Consider the following 11,852-nt stretch of genomic DNA (forward strand, 5'->3'; position numbering starts at 1 on the left):
TTACTTTTGCATTGTCAAGAGACATACTATCGCTGGAAGCCATATAATATTAATATTATTGTTTTCAAATCGAATGGCTATCCAGCGTTTTTTATGCTTTTTGGTTTAATATTTTTTTACATTTTTCACTCTCCACTTATTTTCGTCAGAATCCATGATTTTAATCGGTCAGAAACATTTTATTCTCTTGGTTTAGATGCTATATCTTCATTGGTCAGAAACTTGGTTTTAAGCATTTCCCTGACCGTATTTTGGATATTCTTTGTTGCTATTTCCGGTTTCATTGCTTCTTCCAGAATGATTCCTGGTGGATTAATACAGGCAACTTGGTTGAAACCAGCCTGCAGAAGTTCCTGATGGTCACTTATCTTACCGGCTATCAGCCACACCTTAGCCTGGCCCGCATGATGTAATATACCTATTGGCAGTTTACCCATTAGCGTTTGTCGATCAGCAGCTCCTTCCCCAGTAATAACCAAGTCTGCATCTTGGGTCAGTTCGTCAAACCGAAGCGTTTCAAGCAATAATTCGATACCAGGTTTACAGTCAGCATGCAAATATTGCATCAGTGCATAGCCCAAACCACCTGCCGCTCCTGCACCTTCCTCATTCTGCTTATCATAACCAAAGTGGGAAGCTGAAATTTCAGCAAACTTTCGTGCCCGTTCGTCCAACAGCTTTACCATTTCCGGCGTAGCGCCCTTCTGCGGTCCGAATACAGCCGCAGCCCCGTACTTACCACAAAGTGGATTCTTTACATCAGAAGCAATTGTAAACTTTACATCATCAAGCTCCTCGATACTATTCCAGTTGCCATGAGGTGCAAAGGTATCTATGAGCGCTTTAAGCATCCCCATTCCGGCATCACTGGTAGCACTACCTCCCAAACCGATAATAATATGTTTGGCTCCCCGTTTTACAGCATCAGCGATAAGCAGACCTGTACCGTAAGACGTAGTCCGCATCGGATTGCGTTCTTTCTCCGAAAGCAGAGTAAGTCCGCTTGCTTCAGCCATCTCAATAACCGCCAGTTTGTCTTTTAACATATATTGAGCCGTAATAGGTCGCATCAACGGATCTCGTGTAGGCACTTCAATGCTATTTCCATCTACAGCATCACAGAAGGCTTCTCGATACCCTTCGCCTCCATCGCTTACTGTAAGTATTTGTATATCAGCATCTTTTATGGCATCTTTTATACCTTTTGCTGCAGCCATACCTGCTTCGGTAGAGCGGAGACATCCCTTAAACGAATCTATGGCTATGATAATTTTCATGTTTCTCTATTTCTATTACTATCTTACCACGTTATGTTTCTCGACCTGCAATAATAAATACGCATCGGTATTCATCCTGGTCGATTATTTAGCAAATTTACATATTTTTTTTAGGAAAGAGATATAATGGCTGCTTAGATATCAACAATTACGGCTACGGAACGTTGTCCGTACAGGAAAGAATGTCAAATAAAATATCAAAAAAACATCGTCACTAAAAATCGTCATCTAGCTCAAAATATTCAACTTTTGGTTAGCCTCTTTGGACTTTTTTCCACCCCTCGATTTTCTCTCCCGCCAAAACCCAAGCTCCTGGGGGTCGAAACCTAAGACTTTGTTCGCTAAACTCTATGACCTTATCGCGTCAACCCTAAGCTTTTGACCCCTAGGAGCTTGGGTTTTGGCGCCCCTTTTTTTAACCGACGAAACGTTAAGTCTGTAACGTGTTGATATTCAGATAGTTACAAATATACCGCATAATTTTCATATTTGAGACCATCTGGCATACCGAATCCAAATACGCAAACCTCAAGGCGCCTAATGTCAAATAAATTCAATTATCTTAGCTTTTAAAAAAAGCAAATAAATTCTCAAAAATAGAAAAAATAGAGTGTGAATGAGATTTTTTTTGTAATTTCACAAAAGATAGTAGGTATCTTAGCGCTTTATTGCAATAATGAATAGACCGCGTATCGGTTAGTTGTTGCAATAAATAACATTATTTGTAATATAAAGAGTAAGAATTATGATTAAAATGTATGTGATGGAAACTTGCCCCGACTGCGAATATGTAGAAAAACAGGTGGTAGATAATCCTAATTTCAAAGTGATAGACATTGGTAAGCACGTGAGGAATCTAAAAGAGTTTATCAAATTGCGTGATACGAATCCTGCATTTGATGAAGCTAAAGCTGCGGACGATTTGGGTATTCCATGCTATGTGCTCGAAGATGGAACGGTAACACTCTATTCAAAGGATGTGGGTCTTGAACCTAGACCACAAGAGGAGGGTGCAACTTGTAGTATAGACGGAAGAGGATGTTAAGTATATGAAGAAGTTTTTTATGTGTATGTTGGCCACACTTGGTCTGACCACAGCTTGTGCCCAACAGAATTTTGAGAATGTCGATGTTCAAGGGTTTGCTAAGCTGCTCACTGATACCAGTGTCGTAGTACTCGACGTAAGGACGAACAGTGAATATGCAGAGGGACATATCCAGAATTCTATTTTGATAGATCAGGGACAAAGTGATTTTGTGGAGAAGGCTAAAGCCACCTTACCGCTTCACCGAAAGATTGCCGTCTATTGTCGTAGTGGTCGTCGTTCAGCCAATGCTGCCAGCAGGTTGGCCGAAGTCGGGTATAAATGTGTTAATCTGAAGGGGGGCATTATGGCCTGGCGAGCTGCCAATATGCCTATTACGAAAGAGTAAAGCGTATACAGCGATGAAATATTTTACCACCTTTTAAGGTGTATGATAAAAGCATCGTCGAATAGCTCAGACGGATAGGTTACAGTCGCATCCTTATCGCAGCTATTGATGTATTTCGACTTATTTACGATAATACTTTTGTAATCTGGTAGTCGCTCGATATTCGTCACCCTTATTTTATAGCTACTGAAAATTTCATTCAAATCTTGTCGAAGTGAAGTTTCCGCTACTGCTTTTTCAATCTCTTCTTGAGTAGGATGAAGAGGGTTCTTAGCGATTCTCTGGTAGTTTTTCGCGTACTCAGCAGCCAGTTTGGGATAGGCGAGTGATGACATGGTAATACTCTCCAGTCGGCGGAAGTTATATTTTTGTGAAGCCGACTTCAGACTTAAACGTAAAATATGTAGGAACTGATGAGAGTTAGGTTTTTTACCAATACACTTAACGTCATCAGTTTCTTCCGACAATAATCTGGTATTGATAATGATTCCTTTTTTACTAGGTACAAACTGAAAGCACAAATCGTTTTTGATACTGTCATGATCCAGATAATAATATTCTATGTTTTTGATATCATAAAACTTTTTGATAGTTTCATGAGTTGTTATCTTTTTGTCGCTACAGGCATCGGCTAAACAGACTATTAGCAGCATCATTAATCCAGAGAACCATTTGTTGTATTTCATAGTTGATATAGAATGTCAAATCTTAAGCAAAAGTACTTAAAATAAACGACATTTACAAGTAAAAAGTAAAAAATGCATTCTCGATGCCTTCTTTCAATAGAAGGATGCGGTATCTGAGTCTCCAGGTATAAGGATACAGCGTAGGGCAGTACGGAGTATGTTCCAGACCACTTTCTTGTACCACGGTTTTTAAGTTAGCATCCATAGTCTTAAGCTCATAATGATAGCTCGAGTCAAGAAGTTCCATCTCGTCTTCATTATCAAAAGGGATATAATTAGCCATCAGCCCTATCAGTAATAGACATGCAGCGATGAATCGAACTATGATTTTTATAAAAGTTTTCGATTTGTTCATATTGCAAAGATACAAATAGTTATTAAAAATCTTTTTTTCTGATGATTCTTTTTCTATACACCATTATCGTTTTATGGTGTTATCCTGTTATTTTGTATAAGTTTGTTATTCTAAATATCCATAATTTTAGCGTACTTATTTCTTGATGGTTCACGATAAAAACGCTTGTGCTCGCACACTAGAAAACAGGTGTATATTTTCCTATTGAAAAGTTTGGAATATATTTAAAAATAACCTATCTTTAACCATTCTCCAATGCCCTAGATATCAGCGTGTTGATATTGTGAACTAGGCTTTATGATATAGTATTTACAAATGCCGAATATGGAGGCTGTAGGCATCAAAACAAGTTCAAAGACCATGATGAGATTATTATTTATTTTGACAATGGCCTTGATGACCATGACTATGTCAGCTCAAGAGGCTGTAGTGAGTTTTAAGAGTGCTGTTCCTATGCCTAAAGAGATGAAGGGTAAAGATTGGAATGTACTGAGTAATTATCAAGATGAGTTTATCATCTACTCCTTTAAAGAGGGCAAACTACATTTGGTAAGACTTGATGTTAATGGCAATGTAAAGCAGTATGTGCAACATAAGAATACGCAGTTTACCCTGATGAATATCTTTTCTAATGAGCAAGAGATAGCTGTATTATCATATGATTCAAATATCGGCGGACTTCAGTATAATACTTATGATGCGAACACGTTCGCAGCAAAGGGGCAAAAGGCTTTGACCGAAAAGCGTAAGGATGTTTTTGATAGTTATTATTTGAGCGTCTCGAAGAATGGGCAATATATTGCATTGTTGACGAATTATGTTAAGAAGTTTATAACTTGTCATAAACTCTATATATTCGACCGTGATTTTAACATATTGACCACCTGTGAAGCGCTGCCTCATCCAGATATTAAGAATTTGGCTACATCTTTAGAGGCCGACATGGAAGTTACTGATGATGGAAAAGTAATTATAACGGCTTTTAGAACCCTGTTTAATAATGCTCGTCGTTATGATGGAGATAAGTCTAAACTTAATTTTGGCAAAGCTGGTTTAGCTACAGCAGATTACTCTGTGCAAATGTTTGTAGATATCATATCCAAGGATGGGCAACAACATTTGGATATCGAAACACCTGTGAACGGTTTGGCTTTACGTCCTAATGTGATGAGTTATGATGATAATCATATTTTATTGGGCCTTTTTGTTGGAAATATTCACGGTATGTATGCAGGAGCATTTGCTCTGACCAATGATTATATTACCTTAGATTGTGATCTTACATCCAAAAAGGCTATCGAGAAAGGTCGCCTATCATTGCCTGGAGCTCCTTGGTCGTGCTTGTTAATGTATAACAATCGACCTGTAAAAATGAATAATGTTATCACCATGGCAGATGGCTCTTATATCGTACCTACCGACAAGAATCCGCGCGATCCATATAACCGTTTTGAAGTAAATTTCAATCGGGAGTTTATTTGGGCCGATGCAGATGGTAGCAACCTTACCTTTGGTAGTTGGGGCAGTATGGCCGTTAAAAAACAATTCTTTATATTAGGAGGCGTCACTACGGATGGTGGCTTAAGTGTTCGTTTCCCATTCGCAGGCCGATACTGGCTGATAGATGTACCAGATACAGAAGTAGGAACAGGCACATTACGTAGTTGTACGCGTGATGGTAAAATGACGGAAACTACACCAGAAGGTTTTCAGAATATTAAGATAAATAGTCATTTCTTCAGTAAGGGAGGCGGTAATTTTGCTATTCTAAATATTGGAAAACAGAATAAAGAAGACATCATCCAGGTAGGATCTTTCGAGTTGAAATAATATTGAATTTTAGCGTCCTTAAAAAAATCGCAGTGAGACTTATTTAATTCTCACTGCGATTTGTCTATGATTTATATTTTACTCAAATTCTTTCCAACTCTTGATCTGTAAGTCATTTAGACCTAATGTACAGAACGACTCAATAAATGCACAGGCAAGACGTGCATTCGTAATCAACGGAATATTGTGGTCGATAGCACCACGACGGATACGATAGCCATTGGTCAATTCACGTTTGGAGTGATTTTTCGGAATATTGATAATCAAGTCAAATCTATGGTCGTGTATCATATCCATAATGTTTTCTTCACCCTTCACATGTTCGTCTGGCCATGCCACAGCGGTAGCCTTTGCACCATTTTCGTTCAGATAACGAGCTGTTCCTTCTGATGCATAGATCGTATAGCCCGCTTTCACAAGCATGATGGCAGAGTCGAGTAGAGCAGCCTTTTCTTTGGCGCCACCACTGGAAATCATGATACCTTTTTCTTTTGATGGAATCTTGTAACCTGTGGCGATGAGTGCATCGAGCAAAGCCTCTTCGAGCGTATCGCCTATACATCCCACTTCACCCGTACTACTCATGTCTACACCCAGTATAGGGTCGGCATTCTGTAAGCGAGCAAATGAGAATTGTGAAGCCTTTACACCTATTCTGTCGATATCAAACTCACTCTTGTCTGGTTTACTATAAGGCGCATTCAGCATAATCTTGGTAGCTGTCTCTATAAAGTTGCGCTTGAGCACTTTAGATACGAATGGGAATGAACGAGAGCTGCGAAGGTTACATTCGATAACCTTGAGAATACGCCCTTTGGCGAGATACTGAATGTTAAATGGTCCCGATATATTCAGTTCCTTAGCTATCGCCCGTGATACCTTCTTAATATTGCGTACTTGAGCGAATGAGATATTCTGAGCCGGGAATACCATCGTAGCATCGCCAGAATGAACTCCGGCATATTCCACATGTTCAGAAATCGCATATTCTACGATTTCACCATTCTGTGCTACCGCATCAAATTCAACCTCGTTGGTGTCTTGCATGAATTGAGAGATGACCACCGGATATTCCTTACTTACTTCGCTGGCCAATGCCAAGAAGCGTTCTAGTTCTTCGTTGTCATAGCATACGTTCATGGCTGCACCAGAGAGCACATACGATGGGCGAACCAATACAGGGAAGCCTACACGATTTACAAATTCTTTCACATCTTCTAGAGAGGTCAGTGCACTCCATTCTGGTTGGTCTACCCCCAGTTTATCGAGCATGGCAGAGAATTTGCTTCGGTTTTCGGCGCGGTCGATAGATACCGGAGAAGTTCCGAGAATAGGTACACCCTGGCGATAGAGTTTCATAGCCAGATTGTTTGGTATCTGTCCTCCTACACTTACGATGACGCCATTCGGATTTTCTAAATCAATGACATCGAGCACTCGCTCAAAAGAGAGCTCGTCAAAGTAGAGATGGTCGCACATATCATAGTCGGTACTTACGGTCTCTGGATTATAGTTGATCATGATACTCTTATAGCCCAACTTGCGTGCGGTGTTAACAGCATTAACCGAGCACCAGTCGAACTCTACAGAGCTACCGATGCGGTAAGCACCAGAACCAAGTACGATAACCGATTTCTCATTGGTATAGTAATTGATGTCATATCCTTCGACGGCATAAGTCATGTAGAGATAATTGGTCAGGTCAGGATGTTCGCTGGCTACCGTAGGAATACGTTTTACGGCCGGTAAGATACCCAGTTTTTTGCGATAAGCACGAACCGCCAGATTCTCTTTCTCCATATTCCCCTCAACCTTGCCCAAGACAAAACGAGCTATCTGAAAGTCAGAGAAACCTAATACTTTAGCCTGGCGAAGTACATCAGTAGAGAGATCTTCCAGACGATTGTACCCCTCTAATACCCGTTTATAGTCTACGATATTCTTGAGTCTTTCCAAGAACCAAGCATCTATTTTGGTGAGTTCGTATAGACGATCTATGGTATATCCTTCTTCGAGTGCCTGAGCAATGGCGAATATACGAAGGTCGGTAGGATTGGCCAGTTCTTCATCAAGATCATCAAATCGGATGTGTTCATTACCTACAAAACCATGCATGCCTTGTCCTATCATACGAAGACCTTTCTGAATGAGTTCCTCAAAACTGCGGCCGATAGACATGATTTCGCCGACAGACTTCATCGAACTACCAATCTTGCGACTTACACCCGAGAACTTGGTTAAGTCCCAGCGAGGTATCTTGCAGATTAAATAGTCAAGAGAAGGAGCTGTATAAGCAGAATTGGTAGTACCCATTTCACCAATCTGATCAAGTGTGTATCCAAGGGCAATTTTAGCGGCAACGAAAGCTAAAGGATAACCGGTGGCCTTAGATGCCAAGGCAGAAGAACGACTTAATCGAGCGTTGATTTCGATGATACGATAATCATTCGTATCCGCATTAAAAGCAAACTGAATATTACATTCGCCTATTATATTGAGGTGTCGAACACATTTGATAGTAATATCCTGCAGATATTTCACCTGCTCATCAGTTAGCGAACAAGTAGGGGCCACTACAATACTCTCACCCGTATGGATACCTAATGGATCGAAATTCTCCATTGATGCTACGGTAAAACAGTGATCGTTAGCGTCTCGAATACATTCAAATTCGATTTCTTTCCATCCCTTCAGACTTTCCTCCACTAAAACTTGAGGGGCGAAGGTGAAAGCACTCTCAGCAATCTCTTTAAATGTTGCCTCGTCGGGACATACACCAGAACCGAGGCCACCCAGTGCATAAGCAGAGCGAATCATGATCGGGTAGCCTATCTTGCGGGCTGAAGCAATGGCTTCGTCGAGAGTTTCGCAAGCTTGAGATACAGGAACCTTCATATCGATCTTATTCAGCGCTTTGACGAATAAGTCACGGTCTTCTGTGTTCATGATGGCTTCTACACTAGTACCCAGCACCTGCACACCATATTCTTTCAGTACACCCGTTTTATAAAGTTCTGTACCGCAGTTAAGTGCCGTTTGTCCACCAAAAGCTAACAGGATACCATCGGGGCGTTCTTTCTTAATAATCTCGGTAACGAAGTGTGTATTTACAGGTAAGAAATACACTTGGTCTGCAACCCCTTCACTCGTCTGAATGGTTGCAACGTTAGGATTAACCAGCACCGATTTTATACCTTCTTCACGTAAGGCTTTGAGAGCTTGACTTCCTGAATAGTCAAATTCACCAGCTTGTCCGATTTTGAGGGCGCCAGACCCCAGTACAATTACTTTCTTTACTTGTGTCTTCATCTTCTAGTTTATAATCTTGGATATTAGAAATATTAGTTTGCGCAACAAATATATAAATAATCACGAATAAAAAGGGAAAAATAAGGTAGGAAAGTCGTAAAAAATAACTTGATGAATATTTTTTTAGAAAAAAACATAGAAAAAGTTTGTGGGTTTAAAAAAAAGTGTTACCTTTGCACCCGCAATTGAGAAATTACTTTTCATGGTGCGTTAGTTCAGTTGGTTAGAATGCCTGCCTGTCACGCAGGAGGTCACGAGTTCGAGTCTCGTACGCACCGCATCAGAATAGGGAAGTAGCACAGTTGGTAGTGTTCCTGGTTTGGGACCAGGAGGTCGTCGGTTCGAGTCCGGTCTTCCCTACTAATTTTGAAAGGTAAGTTCAGTATTGTATAATAGGGAAGTAGCACAGTTGGTAGTGTTCCTGGTTTGGGACCAGGAGGTCGTCGGTTCGAGTCCGGTCTTCCCTACTATTATCATAAGGCTTTAAATACCAGTCGGAGAGGTGGCGGAATTGGTAGACGCGCTACTTTGAGGGGGTAGTGTTAATTGTGACGTGGGAGTTCGAGTCTCCTCCTCTTCACTTGATATTTAAATGCGGAAATAGCTCAGTTGGTAGAGCACAACCTTGCCAAGGTTGGGGTCGCGAGTTCGAGTCTCGTTTTCCGCTCATAATAGAGGTGATTATGAATTTAGTTCATAGTCACCTTTTTTGTTTTTGTGCATATTAACAGTTTCTCGCTAAATGCGCAAAGGTGTAAAGTCGATGCTACTGATAGGGAGAATCAAGTCGCCCAAATCCATCATGGCATTGATAAGAGCCACTTTTTCAAATGAAGCTATATCTTTTTTCGTTATAGGCGATACTATTATCTTTCCCTCGTCGAGCAAATGCTGACGCATAGTACCCTTGAGTAGGGGAGTATCAGGAGTGAGCCAGCGATGACCATCATAAAAACAGAGATTCGTATAGGAAGTATCGGTAACTTTACCATTTTTAATGATAATCACTTCATCATACTTTGGAGCTTTATCGCGTTGTGCAGTAAGTACATTTCTATCCGTACTTTTCCAAGTATAGTCTATCCTATTATCTTCTACCACACAGATAGATTTTACGTCGCGAATGGTGTACGCATGATATTCACGAAGCGTAATGCCAGATGCGTCATATACCACACGAGCCTTCTGCAGACCCATGACTTGAGGTATATCGGTAAGAAGTTCCGATTCAGAGATAGGTTTACTTGAAGGCCAGAAATGATTTCTAGTCTTGTTCAGTCTTTCGATATGATAGCGAGTGTTCATGGCAACGCCATCTTTAATTCTTATGGTTTCAACAAATTGGCACATATATCTTTTCTATGATTTCGTTATATTCACTTTCCTCATCACTCCTCGCTGTTATGCCACCGCCCGCTTTATAATACAGCTTATTATTTTCTTGGTCGATAAATCGTATCATGACAGCGCTATCGATATCGCCATCCTTCCATATCCCCATAACCCCTGTGTAAAAGCCGCGGTCATAGTTTTCAGCCTCATGGATAATCTCCATCGTTTTCGGTTTCGGCGCACCCGTTATACTTCCTGCAGGAAGTTGTTTCATCAGCATATCGCCTGGGTGTTGGTGATAATAAGGTAGGATATTTCCTCTAATTTCAGAACTCGTTTGAAGAATGGCACCATGATTCGTTTCGAGTCGTTCTACATAGCGATAACGCGGTACATGCACATGATTGGCCACCATACTGAGATCATTACGTATCAAGTCTACTATCGTAGCATGTTCAGCAGCTTCCTTTGCATTGTTTATCAGTAGGTTCTGTGCATCAGGTAGTGTGGCATCGATTGTACCTTTCATCGGAAAAGAACTGATTTCATTTCCTTTTACTTGAATAAATATCTCCGGAGAAAAACAAACAAGGGTATCTTTAATCCAGAGTCGATACCGTGCTGATGAGCGTAAAAATATCTCTTTCAGAGTGAAGTTGGTATGTATAGGAATCTTGCATGTCAAGTTGGCCAAATAACTATTACCCGCCTTCTCATTTGAAACAACCGTATTGAAACTATCGTGATATTGTTTGCGGTCAGGGCGTAAGAAATCCCATTCTAACTTGTGTTCTTGAAGATAGCTATGGTCAGGAATATTCCCCTCCTGACCAAACTGATACATGATTGTATTGGGGTCGATGCTATCTAATGGCTCAATATATGCTTGTGTTCTGTCATAGTTAATGACGAAAAGGAAAGGGATGTTAAGTCTTGCCAGTTCATTCATCCTGGCAGCTATATCATCTTTTTTCAGTAATTCTTCTTTTTTCAAGAACTTCATGATACCATTTATCATTAGAAAAACCATCTCCTAAGGGATTAGAGTCCTCAAGAGATGGCTATAGCTTATTTTATTATGCAATAATATGTCTACCTTCTTCTACCGCTTTCATATTCAGCGGAATAAGATCATGATGACGTTCAGGCAGCGTCTTATAAAGAGCCTTTTCGAGTGCAGAGTCGGGTACGATAGGACATACCTTGAGCAAACCACCCAATACGATCATGTTAAACACTTTCGCATTTTTCATCTCGGCAGCTTTTTCCATAGCCGAGATAGTGTGAATCTCAATATCAGTACGAGTAGGAGGGTTGAGTATACCATAATCATCGTAAATCAGAATACCACCCGGTTTTACCTTAGATTCAAACTTATCAAGTGATGGTTGATTGAGCACGATAGCAACATCATAATTACTTAAAATCGGCGACGAAATACGTTCATCGCTGATAATGACCGTTACATTTGCCGTGCCACCTCGCTGTTCAGGACCGTATGCTGGCATCCAAGTCACCTCTTTATCCTCCATAAGCCCAGAGTAGGCTAAGATCTTACCCATAGAGAGAACTCCCTGTCCACCAAATCCAGATATAATGATTTCTTTTTTCATTGACGTATAATTTTCCA

General features: G+C 40.5%; 10 protein-coding genes and 5 tRNA genes. 8 read left to right on the forward strand and 7 right to left on the reverse strand.

The window, feature by feature from the left end; all coding sequences use genetic code 11:
• Positions 1-179: 179 nt before the first annotated feature.
• Positions 180-1,277 (reverse strand): glycerate kinase family protein, encoded by a 1,098-nt coding sequence (locus L6471_RS01460; RefSeq protein WP_237797088.1) that lies wholly within the window; start codon positions 1,275-1,277, stop codon positions 180-182.
• A gap of 745 nt (positions 1,278-2,022) precedes the next feature.
• On the opposite strand from L6471_RS01460, the gene L6471_RS01465 reads away from it, so the two are divergent.
• Together L6471_RS01465 and L6471_RS01470 are read left to right on the forward strand one after the other, a co-directional pair.
• A complete protein-coding gene (locus tag L6471_RS01465) occupies positions 2,023-2,322 on the forward strand; it encodes a glutaredoxin (RefSeq protein WP_027454249.1) in 300 nt (99 codons plus the stop codon).
• A 4-nt stretch (positions 2,323-2,326) separates the two neighbouring features.
• A complete protein-coding gene (locus L6471_RS01470) occupies positions 2,327-2,710 on the forward strand; it encodes a rhodanese-like domain-containing protein (protein WP_237797089.1) in 384 nt (127 codons plus the stop codon).
• A 23-nt stretch (positions 2,711-2,733) separates the two neighbouring features.
• Here L6471_RS01470 and L6471_RS01475 read toward each other — a convergent pair whose 3' ends face one another.
• A complete protein-coding gene (locus L6471_RS01475; protein ID WP_237797090.1) occupies positions 2,734-3,396 on the reverse strand; it encodes a hypothetical protein in 663 nt (220 codons plus the stop codon).
• Positions 3,397-3,448: 52 nt separating this feature from the next.
• A complete protein-coding gene (locus tag L6471_RS01480; protein ID WP_237797091.1) occupies positions 3,449-3,751 on the reverse strand; it encodes a hypothetical protein in 303 nt (100 codons plus the stop codon).
• Between the two features lie 360 nt (positions 3,752-4,111).
• Here L6471_RS01480 and L6471_RS01485 point away from each other — a divergent pair, with 360 nt between their 5' ends.
• Positions 4,112-5,581: a hypothetical protein gene (locus L6471_RS01485; RefSeq protein ID WP_237797092.1), complete on the forward strand. Its 1,470-nt coding sequence runs from the start codon at positions 4,112-4,114 to the stop codon at positions 5,579-5,581.
• Positions 5,582-5,659: 78 nt separating this feature from the next.
• On the opposite strand, the gene carB is transcribed toward L6471_RS01485, so the two are convergent.
• Positions 5,660-8,890, reverse strand: coding sequence for a carbamoyl-phosphate synthase (glutamine-hydrolyzing) large subunit (gene carB, locus L6471_RS01490; RefSeq protein WP_237797093.1), 3,231 nt, complete (start codon positions 8,888-8,890; stop codon positions 5,660-5,662).
• 204 nt (positions 8,891-9,094) lie between these two features.
• Between carB and L6471_RS01495 the strand changes: the two genes are divergently transcribed.
• From L6471_RS01495 to L6471_RS01515, 5 genes are all read left to right on the forward strand, one after another.
• Positions 9,095-9,168, forward strand: a tRNA-Asp gene (locus tag L6471_RS01495).
• Between the two features lie 9 nt (positions 9,169-9,177).
• Positions 9,178-9,250, forward strand: a tRNA-Pro gene (locus tag L6471_RS01500).
• Positions 9,251-9,284: 34 nt separating this feature from the next.
• A tRNA-Pro gene (locus L6471_RS01505) sits at positions 9,285-9,357 on the forward strand.
• A 29-nt stretch (positions 9,358-9,386) separates the two neighbouring features.
• A tRNA-Leu gene (locus L6471_RS01510) sits at positions 9,387-9,470 on the forward strand.
• 14 nt (positions 9,471-9,484) lie between these two features.
• Positions 9,485-9,557, forward strand: a tRNA-Gly gene (locus tag L6471_RS01515).
• Positions 9,558-9,628: 71 nt separating this feature from the next.
• Here L6471_RS01515 and L6471_RS01520 read toward each other — a convergent pair.
• From L6471_RS01520 to L6471_RS01530, 3 genes are all read right to left on the reverse strand, one after another.
• Positions 9,629-10,240, reverse strand: a complete 612-nt coding sequence (locus tag L6471_RS01520) for an aminotransferase class IV (protein ID WP_237797094.1) — start codon at positions 10,238-10,240, stop codon at positions 9,629-9,631.
• Entirely contained in the window at positions 10,224-11,225 is a 1,002-nt protein-coding gene (locus L6471_RS01525) for an aminodeoxychorismate synthase component I (protein ID WP_074550011.1), read from the reverse strand. The genes L6471_RS01520 and L6471_RS01525 overlap by 17 nt, the downstream gene beginning before the upstream one ends.
• A 73-nt stretch (positions 11,226-11,298) precedes the next feature.
• Positions 11,299-11,835, reverse strand: a complete 537-nt coding sequence (locus L6471_RS01530) for a 2-oxoacid:acceptor oxidoreductase family protein (RefSeq protein ID WP_006281890.1) — start codon at positions 11,833-11,835, stop codon at positions 11,299-11,301.
• Positions 11,836-11,852: the final 17 nt, after the last annotated feature.

Origin of the sequence: Segatella bryantii, assembly GCF_022024215.1 — a bacterium.
GTDB lineage: Bacteria > Bacteroidota > Bacteroidia > Bacteroidales > Bacteroidaceae > Prevotella > Prevotella bryantii.